Annotated in this window: 16 protein-coding genes and 2 pseudogenes; 9 read left to right on the forward strand and 9 right to left on the reverse strand. The window is 61.0% G+C overall.

The genetic code is table 11. The annotated features are described in order from the left end of the window. Window positions 1-787 precede the first annotated feature (787 nt). From NKH98_RS24585 to NKH98_RS24615, 7 genes are all read right to left on the reverse strand, one after another. The gene (locus tag NKH98_RS24585; protein ID WP_352902486.1) at window positions 788-1,666 is read right to left on the reverse strand and encodes an SMP-30/gluconolactonase/LRE family protein; all 879 of its coding nucleotides are present in this window, start codon (window positions 1,664-1,666) and stop codon (window positions 788-790) included. A 37-nt stretch (window positions 1,667-1,703) separates the two neighbouring features. After that, entirely contained in the window at window positions 1,704-2,666 is a 963-nt protein-coding gene (kce, locus tag NKH98_RS24590) for a 3,5-dioxohexanoate:acetyl-CoA acetone transferase (protein WP_352902488.1), read from the reverse strand. Continuing rightward, on the reverse strand, window positions 2,663-3,610 hold the full coding sequence (locus tag NKH98_RS24595) for a 3-hydroxyacyl-CoA dehydrogenase (RefSeq protein WP_352902490.1): 948 nt from the start codon (window positions 3,608-3,610) through the stop codon (window positions 2,663-2,665). Before NKH98_RS24595 ends, kce begins: the two co-directional genes overlap by 4 nt. Before the next feature lie 10 nt (window positions 3,611-3,620). Next, the gene (locus NKH98_RS24600; RefSeq protein WP_352689864.1) at window positions 3,621-4,427 is read right to left on the reverse strand and encodes an SDR family oxidoreductase; all 807 of its coding nucleotides are present in this window, start codon (window positions 4,425-4,427) and stop codon (window positions 3,621-3,623) included. A gap of 13 nt (window positions 4,428-4,440) precedes the next feature. Then, a complete protein-coding gene (locus tag NKH98_RS24605) occupies window positions 4,441-6,513 on the reverse strand; it encodes an ABC transporter permease (RefSeq protein WP_352902492.1) in 2,073 nt (690 codons plus the stop codon). Then, window positions 6,510-8,048 carry a sugar ABC transporter ATP-binding protein gene (locus tag NKH98_RS24610; RefSeq protein WP_502894317.1) on the reverse strand — a complete coding sequence of 513 codons (1,539 nt, stop codon included), beginning with the start codon at window positions 8,046-8,048 and terminating at the stop codon, window positions 6,510-6,512. Before NKH98_RS24610 ends, NKH98_RS24605 begins: the two co-directional genes overlap by 4 nt. Window positions 8,049-8,120: 72 nt before the next feature. Then, window positions 8,121-9,248, reverse strand: coding sequence for a sugar ABC transporter substrate-binding protein (locus tag NKH98_RS24615; RefSeq protein ID WP_352507633.1), 1,128 nt, complete (start codon window positions 9,246-9,248; stop codon window positions 8,121-8,123). Window positions 9,249-9,479: 231 nt separating this feature from the next. Here NKH98_RS24615 and NKH98_RS24620 point away from each other — a divergent pair, with 231 nt between their 5' ends. Then, the gene (locus tag NKH98_RS24620) at window positions 9,480-10,160 is read left to right on the forward strand and encodes a GntR family transcriptional regulator (RefSeq protein WP_352902495.1); all 681 of its coding nucleotides are present in this window, start codon (window positions 9,480-9,482) and stop codon (window positions 10,158-10,160) included. Between the two features lie 180 nt (window positions 10,161-10,340). Here NKH98_RS24620 and NKH98_RS24625 read toward each other — a convergent pair whose 3' ends face one another. Beyond that, on the reverse strand, window positions 10,341-10,640 hold the full coding sequence (locus tag NKH98_RS24625) for a DUF1236 domain-containing protein (RefSeq protein WP_352480134.1): 300 nt from the start codon (window positions 10,638-10,640) through the stop codon (window positions 10,341-10,343). A gap of 872 nt (window positions 10,641-11,512) precedes the next feature. On the opposite strand from NKH98_RS24625, the gene NKH98_RS24630 reads away from it, so the two are divergent. The 6 genes and pseudogenes from NKH98_RS24630 to NKH98_RS24655 all read left to right on the forward strand — a co-directional run bounded on the left by NKH98_RS24630 (window position 11,513) and on the right by NKH98_RS24655 (window position 16,352). Continuing rightward, entirely contained in the window at window positions 11,513-11,938 is a 426-nt protein-coding gene (locus NKH98_RS24630; protein ID WP_352480135.1) for a YidB family protein, read from the forward strand. 925 nt (window positions 11,939-12,863) lie between these two features. Next, a pseudogene (gene selD / locus NKH98_RS24635) lies at window positions 12,864-13,403 on the forward strand (selenide, water dikinase SelD); the annotation flags it as partial. Between the two features lie 572 nt (window positions 13,404-13,975). Next, the gene (locus NKH98_RS24640) at window positions 13,976-14,371 is read left to right on the forward strand and encodes a helix-turn-helix domain-containing protein (RefSeq protein WP_352480136.1); all 396 of its coding nucleotides are present in this window, start codon (window positions 13,976-13,978) and stop codon (window positions 14,369-14,371) included. 567 nt (window positions 14,372-14,938) lie between these two features. Beyond that, a complete protein-coding gene (rnk, locus tag NKH98_RS24645; protein ID WP_352902498.1) occupies window positions 14,939-15,403 on the forward strand; it encodes a nucleoside diphosphate kinase regulator in 465 nt (154 codons plus the stop codon). Window positions 15,404-15,563: 160 nt separating this feature from the next. After that, complete coding sequence (locus NKH98_RS24650; RefSeq protein WP_352902501.1) at window positions 15,564-16,049, forward strand: GreA/GreB family elongation factor; 486 nt, start codon at window positions 15,564-15,566, stop codon at window positions 16,047-16,049. 174 nt (window positions 16,050-16,223) lie between these two features. Further along, window positions 16,224-16,352 (forward strand): hypothetical protein, encoded by a 129-nt coding sequence (locus NKH98_RS24655; RefSeq protein WP_352480139.1) that lies wholly within the window; start codon window positions 16,224-16,226, stop codon window positions 16,350-16,352. An 87-nt stretch (window positions 16,353-16,439) separates the two neighbouring features. Here NKH98_RS24655 and NKH98_RS24660 read toward each other — a convergent pair whose 3' ends face one another. After that, window positions 16,440-17,285, reverse strand: a complete 846-nt coding sequence (locus tag NKH98_RS24660) for a LysR family transcriptional regulator (protein ID WP_352902504.1) — start codon at window positions 17,283-17,285, stop codon at window positions 16,440-16,442. A 125-nt stretch (window positions 17,286-17,410) separates the two neighbouring features. Between NKH98_RS24660 and NKH98_RS24665 the strand changes: the two are divergent. Next, window positions 17,411-18,073: pseudogene (locus NKH98_RS24665) on the forward strand (5-formyltetrahydrofolate cyclo-ligase). A 102-nt stretch (window positions 18,074-18,175) separates the two neighbouring features. Continuing rightward, complete coding sequence (gene ctaD / locus NKH98_RS24670; RefSeq protein ID WP_352902506.1) at window positions 18,176-19,771, forward strand: cytochrome c oxidase subunit I; 1,596 nt, start codon at window positions 18,176-18,178, stop codon at window positions 19,769-19,771. The last annotated feature ends 3 nt before the right edge of the window (window positions 19,772-19,774 follow it).

Raw genomic sequence — 19,774 nt, forward strand, 5'->3', positions numbered from 1 at the left:
TAGCCGGTCAGGTGATGTGGAAATTTCGGGGTGAGAGGCGGCCGCGCCGCATTGGAAGCGACAAGCAGCCGTCAGGCGTGCGACCCGATCAAGGGTCAGGAGTACACAACAAAAGCACGATACATTTCGAGGCAGCCGTCGACCAGCGAAAAAAGCTGACGACGACGATGTCTGTTATGGGTCGAACTTCCTGTTGACCGCTTGACGCGGAAAACAACCTGTCCTCAACAACACAGGACTGGTGATGGCCGGCGCACTGCCTGTCGGTGCTCTTCGTTTTCCGAAGCGCTTCTTCGTGGATTCGATCGTAGGCTCGACTATCTAAGAGCATCGTCAGGGCGGACCTGCGGTTTTCCACTATTATGATCGGCTCGTGCCCCAATTTTTCTACCAACCTCGCCGCGACTCAAGTATTAGGTTTTGCTTATGGAGCGTCGGCACGCCATCCGGAGGATCAAGGACGGGCTTTGGGAGGTCTATGACATAGACAATGAAGAGGTTGTCTTCGTGGACAGCGTAGCTCTGACCAATTTGCGGGACGAAGACGCACTCGATGCATTGGAGTTGCTAATGGGTGGATTTCTTGTTCCGAGCAGGCTTCCAAGGCTCGGTTGATGGTTTCTCCGGGAACCATGTTCGCGCGCACTTCGCGCGAAGCGACCCCAGCCTCGTCATTGTGGTTTCCATCAGAACCGCAGGGCACGAGCTTCCAGCGCCGGGTGCCCTGCGACGAGACATGGGGGTGGCACCAAGCGGGCGGGAAGGATGATCGCAACTACGCACCGATCTACGCGGCAAATCTTGGCTCAGGAACTCCCGCTACACCGAGGCCGGTGACGGCAAAAAGGCTGCCACGTAAAACTCCGTCGCCCGGAAAGCGCGGCAGCGGCGGCTTGGCCATCGACGTGACGTACAGGGTGTCGAGCTTCGGCCCGCCGAACATGACGCTGGTGATCTTCTTGACGGGCATGTCGATGATGCGATCAACACTGCCGTCGGGCGCGTAACGCACCAGCCTGCCGTCATAGACCAGCGCGTTCCAGAGGAATCCTTCCGCATCGACGGTCGAGCCGTCGGCCGCCCCTCCCCGGCTGGTATCGACGCGCGTGAAAGTGCGCCGGTTGGTGGCGCCACCCGTTTCGATATCATAGTCGTAGGCCCAGATCTCGCCGGTCCAGGTGTCGGCGAAATAGAAAGTGCGGTCGTCGGGGCTCCAGCATGGGCCGTTCGAGCAGATGATGCCGGAATCTATTTTGGTGACGGAGAAATCGGGATCGAGCCGGTAGAGCCCACCGGACGGCCCCTCTTCCATGGTATCCATCGAGCCGGCGAAGAAGCGGCCGCGCCGGTCGACCTTGCCGTCATTGAGTCTGTTCATCGGCCTGTCCGGCTCCGGATCATGGATCGGCGTCACCTCGCCGTTGGCGAAATCGAGCAGATGGAAACCGCGCTGCAGCGACACCACCGCGCCGCCGCCGTCCTTGCGCAATGCCATCGAGCCGATCTTCATCGGCACGTCCCAGCAACGGATCTCGCGGCCGTCGGCGGTCGCTCGAAACACGCGCCCATCGAAACTGTCGATCCAGTAAAGGCGCTCCTGCTCGACGTCCCACAGTGGTCCCTCGCCCAGCGTGGTCTTCACGTCCACTACGACTTCGATCTTCATGCGGTCCTCCTCTGTTTTCGGCGCTCTCGCCAACTGGTCAGAACGCGACCTTGTCGCCGCCTTTCAATGACAGGATTTCGCGAGCCTCGTCGGGCGTCGCCACTTCCATGCCGAGGCCTTCGATGATCTTGCGGGCGAGCACCACCTGCTCGGCGTTCGATTTGGCAAGCTTGCCCTTGCCGGCCCACAGACTGTCTTCGAGCCCGACGCGGATATTGCCGCCAAGCGCTGCCGATTGCGCGGCAATGCGCAACTGGCTGGCGCCCGCGCCCAGCACCGACCAGCGGAATCGATCACCAAACAGCCGGTCGGCGGTGCGCTTCATATGGGCCACGTCTTCCGGATGCGTGCCGATGCCGCCGAGCAGGCCGAACACCGACTGCACGAAGAACGGTGGTTTCACCAGCCCGCGATCTGCGAAATGGGAGAGGTTATAGAGATGGGCAATGTCGTAGCACTCGAACTCGAAGCGCGTGCCGTTGTCGTAACAGGTCTCCAGTATGTACTCGATGTCTTTGAACGAGTTGCGGAAGACCAGGTCACGCGTCGCTTCCAGGTGCGGCCTTTCCCAGTCGAACTTGAATGTTTCGTATTTGTCTACCAGGTGATAAAGCCCGAAATTGATCGACCCCATGTTGAGCGAGGCGACTTCCGGCTTGAACTGCGCGGCGGGGCGCACACGCTCCTCGACCTTCATGTAGGGACTGCCGCCTGTGGTGATGTTGATGGCGGCATTGGTGCCCTGCTTGATGCGCGCCAGGAAGCGCGCGAACGCCTCCGGCGTCTGGTCGGGCTTGCCGGTCTCAGGGTCGCGGGCATGCAGATGCAGGATCGCCGCACCAGCCTCGGCCGCCGCAATCGCCTCCGAGGCGATCTGGTCTGGCGTGATTGGCAGATAAGGCGACATGGTTGGTGTATGGATTGCCCCCGTCACCGCACAGGTGATGATGACCTTGCCCTTGGCTTGCTGGGCGCCGGGCTTGCGGCTTGTTTCCGTCATCGTCCAAACTCCTGATCCGATTTTTTCTTGTGCGCAGCCAGCGCCATCAGTCGGCGGTCGCGCCAGACCTGCCGCTCGCCGAGTTCGTCCCGCGGCAGCCGGTTGCGGCGCTCGGCCTCGACCGTCTCCATGACCTCGCCGGCCCAGTCGACCCGACGCAGCATCTGCGGGAAGATGTTGGAATAGATCGTCTGGTAGCGCTCTACATAGTCGCGCACGCCACCAGGCGCGTTGAGGTCGATCGTTTCGAACGGACCCATGAACGACCAGCGCAGCGCCAGCCCGTCGCGCAGTCCCGTGTCGACATCCTCGACACTGGCATAGCCGTCGGCGACGAGCCGAAACGCCTCCTCCAACAACGCGCCCTGCAATCGGTTCATGATGAAGCCGTCGAGTTCGCGCTTCATCACCAGCGGCGCGTGGCCCGCCTCGACAAGAAACGCACGCGTCCTTTCCACCGTTTCGGCGGAGGTCCACGGCGCCGGCACGACTTCCGCTGCCGGGATGAGATAGGGCGGATTGATCGGGTGCACGACGAGGCAGCGATGGCGCCCCTGAAGATGATCGCTGAATTTCGACGGCAACAGCGCCGAGGTGGAACTGGCGAGCACCGCCTGCGGACCGGCAAGGGCGTCGATCCGGGAGAACACTTCCCGCTTCACCTCGAGGTTTTCCGGCGTGTTCTCCTGGACGTGGACGGCATCGGCCAGGGCCTCGCCAAGCTCCGCCACAATGGTGATGCGGCCAAGCACGGCATCGACCGCCTGTCCCCGCAGCAAATCGTTGGTGGCGAGGTCGCCGAGCACGCCGGCGATATAGTCGCGCGCACCGCTGGCCGCGGCCGGCGCCTGGTCCCACATGCGCACATCATGGCCTGCACGAGCGAAGCTGATCGCCCACGCTCGCCCGATGAAGCCGCTTCCGACAATTGCTACCTTCGCCATGATCTCCCCCTCAGAGTGTCTCGACGTTGCCGTCGACGCCGAGCGACTGGCCGGAAATGTTGATGCCCGCATCGGAAAGCAGGAAGGCCACCATCGCCGCGACATCGTATGGGCTGGTCATGCGGCGCAGCGAGATGTTCTGCAGATAGCGTTGTGTCATCTCCTCGTTTGAAACGCCGAGCTGCTTTGCCCGGTCGGCAATGACCTTGTCGATGCGCGGCCCTTCGATGATGCCGGGCAAGATGGCATTGACCCTGATCCCATGCGGTCCGAGTTCCTTTGCAAGACTCTGGGTCAGGCCGACAACGCCGAACTTGGCAGCCGAGTACGGCGTTCGGAACGCATAGCCATGGCGGCCGGCGGCCGAAGACATCGAGACGATCGAGCCGCCGCCCGCCGCCTTGATCAGCGGCACGGCACGCCGCGCGCACAGGAACTGGCCGGTCAGGCAGATATCTATGCAACGCCGCCAGTCTGCCGGATCGATCTCATCGACGCCGCCGGTCGGCCCGGCAATGCCGGCATTGTTGATCAGGGCGTCGAGCCCGCCGAGCTTCTCCTTGATAGTCTCGAACAGCCGGTCGACATCGTCGTCGCGCGAAACGTCGGCCTTGACCGCAGCGGCAAGGGCAATCCTTTTCGGAGCGGACGCCAATGCCTCGTCCGAAATATCGCAGATCACGATACGCGCGCCGAGCCGCGACAGCGTCTCTGCAATGGCAAAGCCGATGCCGCCGGCGCCCGCCGTGACCAGCACGCGCTGGCCTTTGAGCCCAGTCAGGAATTCGTCCGCCGATGCCGGTGCGCTTGAGCTCATTGTTCCATCCCTTTCACTGAATCCGCCTTTCACGCAGCGCCATGACGGCACCGAGCACCACCAGCCCGAACAGGATCGCCCGCGTCGCATAAGGAAGCGTCGTGCCGGCGAGCAGCATCTGCAACGCGGTCAGGAGCAGCACCCCGCCCAGCATGCCGAGATAATGGCCCCGCCCGCCGGTGATCAGCGCACCGCCGACCACGACGACGGCGATGGAGGGCAGCAGATAATCGTCGCCCATGCCGAGGCTGGCCTGGCCGGAAAAGCCGGTCAGCATGATGCCGACCAGCGCCGCGCAGACTGCCGACAGCACATAGACGAGGATCAGCGTGCGACCGACCGCTATGCCGGAGAGCTGGGCTGCGCGCAGGCTGTTGCCGATGCCGTAGACGCGGCGGCCGAAAGCGGTGCGGCCGAGCAGCAGCACGGCAAAGACGACGAAGGCGATCATGAACAGCACCACCGGCGTGATGGCGAATACCTTGCCGGTCATGAACCAGCGCAGCATCGGCGAGGAGAAGCCGGCCGGCGTACCCTGCGAGTAAAGCAGCGCGACGCCTTGCAGAACGCCGTTGGTGGCCAGCGTCATCACGATCGGCGAGATGCCGAGAAAGACGATACCGATGCCGTTGGCGAGACCGATCAGGCAAGCGATGAGCAGCACCGCCGGTAGCGCATAGGCAAGTGCAGCGTCGGATCCGTTGACCATACCGGCAAGCAGGATGCCCGACAGGCCGATCGTCCACGGCACTGACAGGTCAAGTCCGCCGGTTAGAATCACGCTGCCTTGCCCAAGCGCCAGGATGGCAAGGAAGCTCGACAGCACGAACAGCGAATTCCAGTAACCAAAATTGACGATGGCGCGTCCGAGCCAGATCTGGGTGACGATCACGACAATGGCAAGACAGACATAGGCTGGCAGCGCGTAACGCAGCGTCTCGGCGTTACGGACATGGAAGGCCGGCTGCGGCCCCTGCTGCCCGCCGGCGCTGCCCCGCGCAATTCTCAGTCGCCGGTCGGTGCGATCGATCTGCGAGGGCAGCATTCCGGCCCGCCACGCGGCGAGCCGCGCCCGCAGCGCACGCAGTTGACGGGCAAGCACGGAGTCATGCGACAGCGAGCCGGCAAGCACGGCAAGGATCAGGATGGTGCCTTCGGCGATCGTCGAATAGTAGGCCGAGACGTTGAGCACGAGCAGGATATTGACGACCATCATCAGGATGTAGGCGCCGAAGACAGTGCCGACCGGCCCACCTTGACCGCCGCCCAGCCTTGTACCGCCGACGACGACCGCCGCGAACATCGACAGCAACAACGGGTTGCCGACCAGCGGATCGCCGCTGCCCGTCTGGGCGCTGATGAAAACGCCGGCAAGCCCATAGCAGCCGCCGGCAATGACATAGACCAGGAAGCGTACGAGAACGACCCGCACGCCGACCGAGGCGGCGGCATCCGGATCGCTGCCGACGGCATAAAGCGCCGTCCCGAAGCGTGTGCCTTTGAGCCAGAACCAGCCGAGCAGGACCACGCCGATGACCACCAGCGGCATCGGTAGCCAGCCGGCGATAGCATCACCGAGATAGAAGGCGCCAAGATCGGGCGAGACGAAGCCGCCGGGCTTGTCCATGACCAGCAGCGTTACCCCCTGCAGGATGAACATGGTCGACAGCGTGACGACGATCGGCTGCATGCGCAGGACGGCAATGAAGAAGCCGTTGAAGGCGCCGACCAGCATGCCGACCCCAATTCCGGCCAAAGTCCACAGCGGAACACTGGTGCCGGTCGCCATCGGATCCATGCCGTTTGCCAGGACGACATTGACCAGCGAGATCACCGCGCCGGCGGACAGGTCGAAACCGCCGGACAGGATGACGAGAGTCTGGCCGATCGCGGCCAATGCGGAAGTGGCGCCGCCGCTCGACAGGAACGAAATGTCGAAATAGGTGAGCCGCCCGGCACTGACCAGATCGACGATCAGCAGGAGCAGGGCAAAGACGATCGCCGCGATGATGGCGCCGTGATGCCGCGCGAGGAGCCGCGCCAATGTCGCGGTCGGTGCCGCGGCGGCCGAGCTCGTCACACTCATTCCGCCGCCTCCCGGACCACGTCCCGGTGGCCAAGCGCCGGCCGCATGATCGCGCCTTCGGTGATCTCGTCGCCGGCAAGCTCAGCCACCAGATGGCCGTCATAGAGGACGAGCACCCGGTCGCATTGATGGACCAGCTCGGGAATTTCGGTTGAATGCAGAAGGATCGAGCCGCCGGCCGCCACATAGTCGCGCATCATCACGTAGAGCTCGTGCTTGGTCCCCACGTCAATGCCCCGGGTCGGATCGAAAAGCAGCAGGATCCGGCTTTCGGCGACGAGCCATTTGGCAATGGCTATCTTTTGCTGGTTGCCGCCCGAGAAGGCCCCTGCCCTTGTCCACAAGGCACTGCGGTCGACCTCCACGGTCGAGAAGGCGGACTGTACGGCCTTTGCCTCCTCGTCTGTTCTGATCAGGCCATAACGGGTGAAGCGCGCGACGACCGGCAGCGATGCATTCTGCCGGCCCGAGAGTTTCAGGAACAGGCCTTCGGTCTTGCGGTCCTCCGGCACCAGCCCGATTGCCATATTGGGCTTGAGCGCATCCGCGGGCGAGCCGAGCCACACTTGGCGCCCGTCGACCAGGATGTGGCCGCGCTCGATCTCGGCCATGCCGAAACAGGCGAGGAACAGGTCGAGCTGACCCATGCCCTGCAATCCGGCAACGCCGAGGATCTCGCCCTTGCGCAGGTCGAAATCGATGCCGTCGAGCTTCCTCCCGGCTTTGAGATCGCGCACGCCGAGCACCGGCGGACCAAAGGCGGCCTCGCTTTCTGGTTTCGGCGGGAAGGTCTGGGCGATGCTGCGGCCGATGATTTTTTCAATCACCTCACCATCCGAAACGTCGGCAACCGGCGCGGTGACGATGTGGTGGCCGTTCCTGAGAATGGTCAGCGTGTCGCAGAAAGCCCGCACCTCGCGCATGCGATGGGTGATGAACACGACCGTGGTACCGGCCGCTTTCAACCGCGCGATGAGGGCGCCAAGCCACTCGACATCGCCACCCGACAGCGTCGAGGTCGGCTCGTCGAGCAGTAGGATGCGCGGCTTGCGATAGAGCGCGCGCGCGATTTCGATCTTCTGGCGGATGGCGAGATCGAGAGTCGCTACTTCGGCATCGAGATCGACCGTAAACCCCAGATCGGAGATGTGCTTGCGCACTGCCCTACGCGCGCTCAACCGCCTTATCAGGCCGACTGGGCCAACGGGGGCGTAAGGCAGCAACATGTTGTCGAGAACGCTGAGATCGCGTACCAAGGTCATTTCCTGGAAGGCTGTCTGGACGCCTTTGGCATGCGCGGCCCGCGGCGAACCCAGTGGCGCCGGTTCGCCTGACAGGGTGATTTGCCCGTCGTCGGGCCGCACCAGCCCGGACAGCAGCTTGACGAGCGTGGACTTGCCCGCACCGTTCTCGCCAAGCAAGGCATGCACGCTGCCGGAAGCGATCTCGAAGGAAACGCCATCGAGGGCGACTGTTGCGCCAAACGCCTTGCGGACGCCCTCTATGCCGACAGCTGTCGAATGCGCTGACATCATGATCCCAGTCCCGGCCTGCATGAAAGGTGCGTGGAGCGCCTCGAAAGCACCCCACGCCCACTTTCGGAGTGCCTACTCCTCAGGCTGGCCTACAAGGGCTGCTGCGAGACCGATTTCAGGTGTCTGATCGGAGAAGATCGAGGCGAACCAGCCTGGGTTCGAGACCAGCGACGGTTTGAACGCGTTGCAACCCGCCTTCATCTCAGCCCAGGTGCCCTCGTCGCAAAGCTTTATCGTCTCGTTGGTGACGACCGGCAGCGGCAGGATCGTCTTCTTGGCAACGTCCTTGCCTTCAAGTGCTTCGACGGCAAGCTTGAGAGCGAGCGCCCCGGAATAAGGCGGCGAGGCGTAGGAGATGCGCGACGCGCCGAGCGGCGCATAGGGAGAGGTCGCGCCCTCGACCTCCGTGCCCTCCGGCAGCATCTGGATACGCCCGCCATTCGAACCCTCGCCGGCGCAAGGCAGGAGTTCGCTGCTCTTCTTGCCGGCCTCGAGCTGCATGGAATTGGCGGTGAAGCAGCCGACCTGCATCCATAACCCGTTGATGTCGTCCCAGCTGCGCGTCGCCAATATCTTGGAAAGTTCGGTACGCGCCACCGCCTGGCTCCACATGCCGACAGCCTCGCCGACGATCTTGATGTCGGGATGCTTGGCAAACACCTCCTTCGCGGCCTTGGTGCGCAGATCATCGACCGAGGTGCCGGGAACGCCGGTCACCGCGATGATGTTGCCCTTGCCATTGAGCTTCTTGACCAGCCACTCCGCCGTTACGCGGCCAGCCTCCTCCTGGTCGATGTGGACATTGTAGGCGCAAGGCTCCGTGATCTCGGCATCATAGGCAAACACCTTCACGCCCTTATCGCAGGCGTTCTTCACCACCTGGTTGAGGGCTGTTGGCGAAATCGGGAAGATCACGATGGCTTCGGCGCCGGCCTGGACCATGGCATTGATCTGCTGGATCTGGCGCTGTGCGTTCGGGCCCGCCACCTGGACCTGAAGGTCTACCTTGTCGACCATGCTCTTGTGCGAGGCCATCGCCTTGACCATGTTGGCGGCCTCGGCCTGCCAATCATTGCCGATGAAGCTCATGCTGAGAAATATCTTGTGCTTTCCGGCCGCTTCGGCGCCGGACATCCCAAAAGCGCAAACTGCCATGCCGGCAAGCAGCGCAAGCCGCCGGGCTTTCGATCCGATACCCATTCGAAACTCCTCCCAGTTCAGACGACCGAATGCCTCCCAAGGGCACGAGACGTACGCCTTGTCATTCGATGCGGCTGACCGTATCATGATTTGATCAAAGATCAATGATGAAATAAGTGAGAGGCAAAGCTGGACACGCGGGCGCTTGACGCGGCAATTCGAACCTTGCATTCCCGGCAAAAGCGCCGGGTATGACGAGAGCGTCGCCCGAATGGGGGAAGGTTGGCACAAATGGCTGGGGAGGCATTCAGGAAGCCGGGCGTTGAAATTACGCCACTGTCCAGGGAAACTCTGCAGGACAGGGTCTACCGGCACGTTACCGAGTTGATCCTCGATGGCAGTATCGTTCCAGGTGAAATGGTGACGGTGCAGAGCCTTGCCGACGCTTTTGGCGTCAGCCCGATGCCGGTTAGGGAGGCACTGCGGCGTCTGAGCGCTGCCAACGCATTGATGGTGGTTTCGGGCCGTTCGATCGGTATCCCGGCATTAAGTCGTGCGCGACTCATCGATCTCAGAAACGTCAGGTTTGAAATCGAGGCGATCGCCGCCGCATGGGCCGCAGAACGCATTGACGATCGCGGCGTGATGCTGCTGGGCCAGCATCTGGAGGCACTCGAGCAGGCCAATGCCGCCGGCGACGTAAAATCCTATCTCAGGGCCAATTACGCTTTTCACTTTTCCATCTACCGGGCCGCGGGCTCGGAAAACATGCTCAGCATCATCGAGAACCTGTGGCTGCAGATCAGCCCCTATTTCAACATGCTGCACGATTCTGGAAACTATTCGACCGCCAACCAGCACCATCAGCAGATGTTTGCAGCTCTGCGAGACCGCAATGCGGAAGCGGTTCGGGCGGCGGTTCGCGCCGACATCGACGCGGCTTTCGCAGTGCTGATCAAACTGCTGAAGTAACATTCCTCGAAGTCGCGCCGGTAGCGGCGGCGAGCCGCCGCTAGGCACGAATATGTCCATTTGCACGTAGCGCCCGCCCGACCGGTCATCATCACCAAGAACGGTCGCCCCCTGTGGAGCGGCTGACCCGGACTATTGACGATTGCCACCGCTATCCGGGCCAGCGCTCCCAAGATCAGCTCAGTCGTAGACCTTGATGATCTTGCGCGTGCTCGGATCCACCAGAACGGTCCGGTTGTCGACGATCACATAACGGTATTTGACGTTCGGCACTTCATGAAGCTCGACTGTATCGGGCAGAGGCGAGCCGATGTTGAGCTCCACCCCAGGAATTTTCACCGAAGCGAGCGGCTGCTTCTTGACGTATTCCTTGATGACGGTTTCCTGCTGCGGTTCGATGATCACGTCCTGGGCGGCAGCGGCACCAATGCCGGCCAACAACAGAAATCCCGCCGCTGCGGTGGAAAGATGCATTCTCATAGCCGTCTCCTTGTTGAGATTTTGCCTTGACGCAGCTTCATCGCGCCAAGCTCACCTCAACGCGAGCCAACCAACGAACGTTCCTCGAAGGGGCTTAAACCACTAGACCGTAGGACTTAAGTCTGGCCTGGCCGCGCCATGGTCCGGTGCGCAGGACGCGGCGGGAACCAGCCCTCGCCATTGCCTGTTGGTAGCGTCATCTTCGAGAGGAGATTTGGCGCATAAAAAGTCCCTTCATGCGCTGACGGGGTCCGCCGGCCATTGCTGGATTTGGCAAGCGGACCCTTAGTTCCCAAGAGGCCCCGGATCATCTCTGAGCCTAGCAGCGAAACGTTTCGCCGCGAAGAAACGCGAAAAACCGCCACCTGTAGCGGCCAGCGCGACCCATATCCCGGATCCGCCAACAACGCCATTTCACTGCGAAGCTGCTCCATCGCGTGGTTCCAAGTGGTTTCAGCCCTCAGCCGCTGCTCCCGGAGGCGAGCGGCTGAGGTCTCGTGCCGTGCGCTCGTCGTCGATCAGCGCCCGTGCGGCATCTGACGTACGCTCTGTCGTGTCTTTGCTTCTCGATGGCCAAGCGGCGCTCTCCTATGCGAGGCCCGATCTGGGCGAACAGTGCTACTGATCGAACCATCGTCGCAGGCGGGTTTTCCACCCAAGACAACGAAAAGCCCGCCGAGCGAAGCCGACGGGCCAAGCGCGACCGACAGCTGGCACAATTTGCTGTCTGGCCGGAGTAGAAAGTACCAACACGCGAAAAGGCCGAAAATTCCGCAGATGCCAAATATAGCCCGGAATTCCCGGTGGGAGACCGAACCGTGGAACCTTTCAAAAGCGCATGGCTTTTGCTTTCTTGTGGAAGGAGATGCGAAATGAGCCTTGACATAGGAAAGGTCGCCATAGCGTTGCTCGGCCTGCTTGCCTACAAGAACAGGGACAAGATCGGCGAGTTGATCGCTGGCAGGAAATCGACCGATCCCAACGCTAGCGCTGGCCCCCCGGGCGGCCTCGGAGACATCCTGGACCGCCTCAGAAATGTGGGTGCGGGCGACGAAGTTGATTCGTGGGTAAGCAAGGGATCAAACCGGCCCGTTCAGCGCGAACAGGTTGAGAAGGCAATCGACCCGCAAACATTGGACGATCTTGCCGAGCAAACAGGATTGTCCCACGACGAGCTTATCGACCGGCTCACTAGAGAACTCCCCGACGCAGTGGACAAGCTTACGCCCGAGGGTCAGTTGCCAGCGAGCAAAGGTCCAAATCTCCTGGACGAGGTCCCAAGGACTGGTCGTACTTAGCGCCACCTCGCCACCGACAGCTAGGTCATCCCGGGTCGCTTTTCGATCGCAACCACGCGGTGCGGAAATTGTTGCGAATTTGGTCCTTAAATGGCGGCCCCTTGGCAATAAGGAGAAAGTCGTCATCCGACCAGCCAGTCACTATCCCTTACCGGGCGGAAAAGGGCACCGCGACGGAAATGACAAACCCGCCGAGCGCGAGGCGCGGCGGGCGGTCACGCGTCGCACCAAGCTGGGCGGGGGGCTTGGGGTACCCTGGTGCGAGCAAACGATAGGCTATTAGCAAGCCGACAGATCGTAGTCTACCACCGCCGATGGAGAAGTTGGTCGCCCACGTGCGATGACCGCCTTTGTCGATTATCAACGACGCGGCTCACCCATCCGCCTTTTGGAGGGGTTTTAGTGATCTTTCCACCAAATGACGTACATTGATCCGATCCTGACCACCGGCACGCGACGCTCCCGCTCGCGGACGCGCAGCCCGCTAGGTCTTCACCTTCAGCGTGCCCCCAGGCAGCCTGATGCGTAACGCCATGACCAATATCCTTAATGGCGGCAATCTACGCGCCTTTTGTGACGAAAGAGCAACCCAAGTTTGCTAATTGGCCGATTCTGCATTCGTGGACGTATGATGCAGCCGCGAGATCGTGCCGTTGCTGACATTGTAGCGGCTGGCGACCTGCTCCTCTCCTCCCTATGGTGGAACAAAGGGCAGCCCTCGCGCGAGGCGAAATCCAGCCACTGCCGCGCATCAGGCTGTTCGCAACCTCGTTGCCGCACCACCCGCCTCTGGAAATGCGGTATTTCGAGGTGTCCGAGCGATACGATGCGGTTGCCACGTCAGGCGCAATCATTGAAACAGTTTCTTGAGGCTGCCTCAAAGCGAGAAACTGGTAAGGTTGTAGACGCGACTGTAGGTTGCACCAGGCCGGGCGACACCTTGATCCTGACGAAAGGGCTCGGTGTCGGCATCTATTCCGCCGCCATCAAGATGCAGGCGCTTTCCGAGAGCGGCTATCGCGAAATGATCGCCTCCACCACCCTTCTCAACCGGACGGATCGGAGCTGGCGAAGGACGCGAGCGTCCACGCGGTCACCGACGTGACCGGATTTGGCTTGCTCGGACATGCTCTCGAGATGGCACGCGGTTCCGGGTGCACGCTGATAACTTGCAGCCGCGATGTGCCGCTGTTTTCCGAAGCCGCCTCGCTCGCGGTCGACGGCCACGTCACCGGCGCATCGTGGCGCAACTGGGCGAGTTATGGCGACGCGGTAAGCCTACCTCCCGGCATGCCCGAGTGGCGACGCCACCTTCTCACGGACCCACAGACTTCGGGCGGGTTGCTGGTTGCTTGCGAGACCGACAGCGCAGCGGCGCTCGTCGAGAGGATCGGACGGTAATCCTTCGGCTCGCATCATCGGCCATGCTAGGCCCGGCGCGCCGACAATAGTAGTAGAGGCCTGAACGAATCGGCGAACCTCGTAACATTGATAGATAACGATAATGGCAGGCCCGGAGGGTCAGCTTTTTCACGCAAAATCAATACGTTAGCGGCTGGTTCGCCAACCCATTTACTTCGTATTCTCTCGTAAGGCCTGGCGAACCTAAGGATCAAGAGGGGGACTAATTTTCATGCAAGTGGTGTCTCGTTTTTCCACAAAAAGGATCGATGAACCCTCGGGCTGAAAGCCGACGGTCCGCTATCGGGAGGTATCTAGCTCAGGCGGACATTCCACATACAACGAAGGAGGCCGTTCCGGCTTGGTCGTGCCAAACCCGAACGCTGACGGATTAAGCCGGGACAACACAACGACTTGGCGCTCAGCAAAGTCATCCGTGATGCCGGCAAAGTGACCGTAAACCTTCGGCCGCTTATGACGGTCGATCTCATGTGTTTCCGTTTGGTCGGTTCCACAACTTGGGCCTAAGTCCGACGATCATTTTTTAATCCGATTTGTCGCGTCGCCCGGCGGTGCGGTGGCTTGTATCCGGGCACGCGTCTCAACATATCACTATTCGGCAAGCGGACTCGCGGTTTGGCAACGGTCGCAGGAGCCCGTCTTGCCCGGGCGTCTTGGCTTTCAGCAGGCGGTGATTTCGCTCCCGAAGGCGGCGTAGAAGGAGACTATGTGATGATTACTGGTGCTCAATGCCGCGCCGCTCGCGCGCTGGTCGAATGGACTCGCGAAAAGCTCGCCGGCAATTCAGGCGTGGATGCGTTGGTCATCGAAGAATTCGAGCGTCGGATCACCCTCCCCGACCGTGACATCTGCGACAAGCTACAAACCGCGCTCGAAAACGCCGGTGCCGCTTTCATTGCGGAGAACGGTGGCGGTATCGGAGTTCGCCTTAAGCTCAACCGCTCCGAAGTCAGACGGATCGGCGTTCTGGAAAATGAAGGCGGCATCGTCGGGACAGATGCCGTTCCATAGGCTCAATTGGTTCGAAGTTCGATGGACCTACAGGAGCCATCGGTTTGCGACCAAGGAGGCCGTCGTGACGGTTGTCTGGAACGATCTTACACAGGAGGAGCAGACAGCGCTTAAGGGGTTGAATCGCGGTCCCTACCCGGCGCTATCCAAAGCATTGGCAGAACGCCTTGTCTTTCTCGGACTGGCGGAAGAAAGACCAAGTGGCACGGGCATAAATGGACGAGCGCTAGTGATAAACACCTTGCTGAACGTTCGCCCTGACTAGCTCCGAACTTGATAGCCGAGGCGGTGCCTTGACTTCCGAAATTGCTTCACCAACTATAGCTTTATGGACGTCACCGTCAAAATCCGTTGCGATTTTCTTTTCCGGGTTTGTCCCATCGCGGGATCATAACCCCCGGCTCGGCTGCTATGGGCCCCGAGCCGAGGGGCAACACTCCTAAGTCAACATGTGATCCGTAGGGTGCACCGCCTCTGGGCTTTGGTGCATCGACGAAGATTTTCCCGAATTGGCCACTTCCCGCCACCTTTGATGACGGCTGGCCCAACTAGAATATGAGTATCCAAATGCAGAACAACACGAAAACCGGGCGTAAGCCGAACATCCGCATCTCGCAGTCGGATCATGCGCGTCTATCGGCGCTTGCGAGCACTGTGGCTGTACGAAATCCGAAGGCTTCCGATGAACTGCTCGCCGAACTCGAGCGGGCGCGTATCCTCGCCGATGGTTCGGTCTCCGCTGACACCGTCCAGATGGGTTCGTCGGTGACGTTCAAGCCCGATACGGGCGACGCGAAAACAGTCACGCTGGTTTTTCCTGGCGATGCGGATATCTCCGCAGGCAAGGTTTCAATCCTCACGCCGATCGGCACGGCCCTGATCGGTCTCTCGGCCGGGCAGTCGATCATGTGGACTGCGCGCGATGGGCGCCGGCACGAACTGTCGGTGCTTGCGGTGAGCCAGCCCGCTCCGGAACGCGATATAGCTGATCGGCGCGTGCCAGCGTCTTCGACAATTGCGGCGGGCGTCTAGACATGGGCGTTTCCATCCGTCTCCTCAATCACGCGGGCAGCCTCATCGCGGGAGTGTGACCCCTGCGCCGGCCTATCCTGGCCCGGCACAGGGGTAGCTTTCCACACCCGATCAATTGCTTGACGCCGGATCCCTGCAGAGGGCCGGCCGGAGACGCGCCATGTCCACTATCGATAGCTGCCAACTGACCACCAAGGACAACACGATACTTGAAGTGATGCAGGAGCGCCGCCCTGCCCGCGGCGATGCCTTCTCGACTATACTTCAACGGAAGATCTCGAGCGCGGTTGTAATGTTTCGGGAAGACATCCCGGCCACCGTCGTGACACTCAGTACCCGCGTGGCTTATCGGGTGAACGACGGCCCTGCCGAAACCCGCATCGTCGCCCATGACGAGATGCGCGGTCTGGTCGGCATGCTTTTGCCGATCACCAATCCGCGCGGCCTTGCGCTGCTTGGTCTGGCCGAAGGTCAGTCCATGTCCATTTCGACAACGGACGGCGGCGTTGAGACGCTGACTGTGCATGAAGTGGTCTATCAGCCAGAAGCCGCAACGCGCGAGAGACTGAAGCTGGCGGGGGGGTGCTGCACCGGGTTCGTGGCGAACGGACGGACCGGTTCTGCGCATCGTCCATCGTTCCGATGAGGCGCAAGACAACGCGGCAAAGCAAGTCATGGCGGCTTTCGACCCCGGGTTCGACGACCCGGGCCCGTCAGCCGCCTGAAAGCTCGACTATCCCGAAGGCTGTGAAGGCGGATAAACAAGCATTCCGTTAGCCCTTGCCTGTACCAAGCTAGGCCAACAAACTAGGATCTGATTATGGATGATTACGACAACCAGAAAGGCGCCAAGCCGGAAGATGTGCGAGCCGCGTTGAGAGGCTGGGCATTCTTCGGCGTTCTAATGACCGGAATCTTTGGCCTGGCCTACGCTTTGATCGAAATGTAAATGACCGACGAAGCCGACCAGCTTGTCATTGCAGTCTTTGCGATCCTTCCAGTAACGCGAACCGTGGCTTCGTGCCTGGAGGGACGATCATTGCACAACCTGCTTCAATCCGCGTAGCGCCTCCTGCACGTCGGCTCGCGCCTCGCTTGCTTCTGGATAGACTGCATAGGCCGGATAGGTGAATTCCGGCGCGCCTTCCACGACCTCGAGCTGCCCCGCCTCGATGTGGGGCGCTGCGGCGCCCCTGCGGAAATAACCCATTCCGCCGGCGCGCAGGATGTAGCTCAGCCCAAGCGGGCCAAGGCCGACCATTAATCCCGGCTCGCCGAAGGCAGAGGAACTGGCACCATGCTGGGCCGCAAACAGCGCCCCCCAATCGACATAGACATAGTCCTTGGAGCCGACAGGTTCCCCGTCTTTGTCCGTGGTCCGAACCAGGACGAGCTGCTCCTCGACGAGAAGAACTACCCTGAAACCCGGCAGCAGCTTCGGCGCATAGAGCACCGCAATGTCCAGAACGCCAGTCCTGAGCTGTTCGAGGAGCTGGTCCGGCACGCCGACTTGCGCTTGGATGGCGATCTCCGGCCTGGCCTTCTTCATCCAGACCAGCCAGTCGAGCAGCAGCGGGTTCCATAGACTGAGCTCTCCGCCCAAGGCAACGACGCTTGTCCTTCCCGATGGGATGGCGAGCTGGTGCCGTGCCCGTTCCCAGATTTGCACGAATGACTGGGCAAACCGCTCGAACTCCCGGCCCGCCGACGTCAGCTGCGCGCCATTACGGTTGCGGATAAAGAGCTGACGTCCGAGCTCTTCCTCCAGCGTGCGTATCCGCGCGCTGACAGTTGTCTGAGTGACGTGGAGTCGGTCGGCAGCTCTCAGAAAGCTGCCGGAATGGACGATTTCTAAAAACGTGCGTGCGCGGTCGATGTCCATCACAGGTTCCAGTTCAGTGCAATAATCTTGCACTAATACAGCATTTAATTCCGTTTGCCTTCCTGTTTTACGCAGCGCAACGTCCAGATAGGCGGGGTTTCCGCTGCAAGGATATGGAGCGTGCGATGTCTGATCAGGAGGATGTTTACCCGGAGAGGAGAGAATACGCCTCTCCGCCATGCTTTATGCATGAGCTTGTCCTCGGGTACGGCACCGAGTCGGTCGTCCAGGACGCATGGCCCGATGTCTGTCGATGGCGCAAGGCGGAGCGCAAGCGCCTGATCGACGAGCGTCTTGCCGTCGACGCCGAGGAACGCGTTGCGAGGTCTTTACGCATCGCTTCCGCTCTCGACCTGGCTGTCGGCCGGGTGAGCGGCCGCATCGTCAGCGGCTACTGGCCCTTTCGAGGCGAGCCGGACCTTCGCAATTGGGCGATACGGGTGATCGAGCGCGGCGGGCGGATCGCGTTGCCGGTCGTTATCAAAAAGGGCTAGCCGCTGGAGTTTCGTATCTGGGGACCGGGAGACCCGCTGGAACGCGGCGTCTGGAATATTCTTATCCCCTCTCATGGACCTGCCGTCCAACCGGATGTGGTCATCGCGCCCGTTGTCGGTTTCGACCAGGCAAACTATCGCCTGGGCTATGGCGGCGGCTTTTTTGACCGGACCCTGGCCGCCGCGCCGAAGCGGCCTTTCGTCGTAGGCGTCGGTTACACCGGCAGCAGGGTCCAGACGATCTATCCGCAGCTGCACGACATTCCGATGGATGTGATCGTCACCGATGAATGAGTAAGTGCAGGCAAGGCCTGATCCCCTTGTGACGGCCGATTGCAGATGCCGTCCATCGTTGAGTCGGCTTGCCTGCCAACAGTGAAGAGCAGGAAGCACATCATGTCTGATCCAGCCACGGCCTTGGACGATCGCAAGCCCCGGTTTGTCATCAGGTGGCTGTTCTCCACCAACCACAAGGATATCGGGACGCTTTACCTGCTGTTCTCGATCATGGCCGGGGTTTTCGGTACAGCGCTTTCCGTATTGATCCGCATGGAGTTGCAGGAGCCGGGCCTGCAGATATTTGGCGATCCGGGGGTCTACAACGTCGTCGTCAGTGCCCACGGACTGGTCATGATCTTTTTCGTCCTAATGCCGGCACTGATTGGTGGCTTCGGCAACTGGATGGTGCCGATCATGATTGGCGCCCCCGACATGGCTTTTCCCCGCTTGAACAACATCTCATTCTGGCTGCTGGTGATGTCATTTATCCTCTTCATCACCTCGATGTTCGTTCCGGGAGCGCCCGGCACGCTTGGCCATGGCGGCGGCTGGACGCTCTACCCGCCCTTGTCGACTGATGGCCAGCCAGGCCCCGCGGTCGACCTCGTGATTCTGTCAATCCACCTGTCAGGTGCCTCTTCGATCCTTGGCGCTATCAACTTCATCACCACCATCTTCAATATGCGCGCGCCTGGCATGACGATGCACAAGATGCCTCTGTTCGCCTGGTCGATGCTGGTTACTGCCTTCATGCTTCTGATGTCGCTGCCGGTACTCGCCGGCGCCATCACCATGCTTTTGACCGATCGCAATTTCGGGACGACCTTCTTCGCGCCCGCCGGCGGCGGTGATCCGATCCTCTACCAGCATCTGTTCTGGTTCTTCGGCCATCCCGAAGTCTACATCATGATTCTACCCGGCTTCGGCATCATCAGCCATGTCATCTCGACCTTCGCCAGGAAGCCGATCTTCGGCTATCTCGGCATGGCCTATGCGATGGTGGCGATCGCCGCGATTGGCTTCGTCGTGTGGGCGCATCATATGTATACGACCGGCCTGTCGGTGGACACCCAGCGTTACTTCGCCTTCGCCTCGATGGTCATCGCCGTTCCAACCGGCGTGAAGGTGTTTTCGTGGCTGGCGACTATGTGGGGAGGATCGATAGACTTCAAGACACCGATGCTCTGGGCTCTCGGTTTCGTCCTGCTGTTCACCATCGGCGGCGTAACCGGCATCATGGTTGCAAATCCTGGTATCGACCGCGTGTATCACGACACCTATTTTGTGGTCGCCCACTTTCATTATGTGCTGTCTTTGGGCGCGGTCTTCGCCATCTTCGCCGGCTTCTATTACTGGTTCCCGAAGATGACCGGCTATATGTACAACGAAACGATGGGCAAGCTGCATTTCTGGGTGATGTTCATTGGCGTCAACCTGGTCTTTTTCCCGCAGCATTTTCTCGGTATGGCCGGCATGCCGCGACGCTATGCCGACTACCCCGACGCCTTCGCCGGCTGGAATTTCGTCTCGTCGATCGGGTCCTACATTTCAACGGCCGGACTTGTCGTCTTCTTCATCACGGTAGCGGAAGCCTTCAGACGCAAACGCCAGGCTGGCGCCAACCCATGGGGCGAAGGGGCGGCCACCCTCGAATGGCTGCTGCCGTCGCCGCCACCCTTCCACCAATGGGAAAAGCTGCCGCGCATTCTCTAACAC

Source organism: Mesorhizobium sp. M0833, from assembly GCF_040319905.1.
GTDB lineage: Bacteria > Pseudomonadota > Alphaproteobacteria > Rhizobiales > Rhizobiaceae > Mesorhizobium.

What these genes read in the sequence shown, in the direction of transcription:
- NKH98_RS24585 (WP_352902486.1), bottom strand. Translation starts at nt 1,666, where the DNA reads ATGAAGATCGAAGTCGTAGTGGACGTGAAGACCACGCTGGGCGAGGGA.
- kce (WP_352902488.1), bottom strand. Translation starts at nt 2,666, where the DNA reads ATGACGGAAACAAGCCGCAAGCCCGGCGCCCAGCAAGCCAAGGGCAAG.
- NKH98_RS24595 (WP_352902490.1), bottom strand. Translation starts at nt 3,610, where the DNA reads ATGGCGAAGGTAGCAATTGTCGGAAGCGGCTTCATCGGGCGAGCGTGG.
- NKH98_RS24600 (WP_352689864.1), bottom strand. Translation starts at nt 4,427, where the DNA reads ATGAGCTCAAGCGCACCGGCATCGGCGGACGAATTCCTGACTGGGCTC.
- NKH98_RS24605 (WP_352902492.1), bottom strand. Translation starts at nt 6,513, where the DNA reads ATGAGTGTGACGAGCTCGGCCGCCGCGGCACCGACCGCGACATTGGCG.
- NKH98_RS24610 (WP_502894317.1), bottom strand. Translation starts at nt 8,048, where the DNA reads ATGATGTCAGCGCATTCGACAGCTGTCGGCATAGAGGGCGTCCGCAAG.
- NKH98_RS24615 (WP_352507633.1), bottom strand. Translation starts at nt 9,248, where the DNA reads ATGGGTATCGGATCGAAAGCCCGGCGGCTTGCGCTGCTTGCCGGCATG.
- NKH98_RS24620 (WP_352902495.1), top strand. Translation starts at nt 9,480, where the DNA reads ATGGCTGGGGAGGCATTCAGGAAGCCGGGCGTTGAAATTACGCCACTG.
- NKH98_RS24625 (WP_352480134.1), bottom strand. Translation starts at nt 10,640, where the DNA reads ATGAGAATGCATCTTTCCACCGCAGCGGCGGGATTTCTGTTGTTGGCC.
- NKH98_RS24630 (WP_352480135.1), top strand. Translation starts at nt 11,513, where the DNA reads ATGAGCCTTGACATAGGAAAGGTCGCCATAGCGTTGCTCGGCCTGCTT.
- rnk (WP_352902498.1), top strand. Translation starts at nt 14,939, where the DNA reads ATGCAGAACAACACGAAAACCGGGCGTAAGCCGAACATCCGCATCTCG.
- NKH98_RS24650 (WP_352902501.1), top strand. Translation starts at nt 15,564, where the DNA reads ATGTCCACTATCGATAGCTGCCAACTGACCACCAAGGACAACACGATA.
- NKH98_RS24655 (WP_352480139.1), top strand. Translation starts at nt 16,224, where the DNA reads ATGGATGATTACGACAACCAGAAAGGCGCCAAGCCGGAAGATGTGCGA.
- NKH98_RS24660 (WP_352902504.1), bottom strand. Translation starts at nt 17,285, where the DNA reads ATGGACATCGACCGCGCACGCACGTTTTTAGAAATCGTCCATTCCGGC.
- ctaD (WP_352902506.1), top strand. Translation starts at nt 18,176, where the DNA reads ATGTCTGATCCAGCCACGGCCTTGGACGATCGCAAGCCCCGGTTTGTC.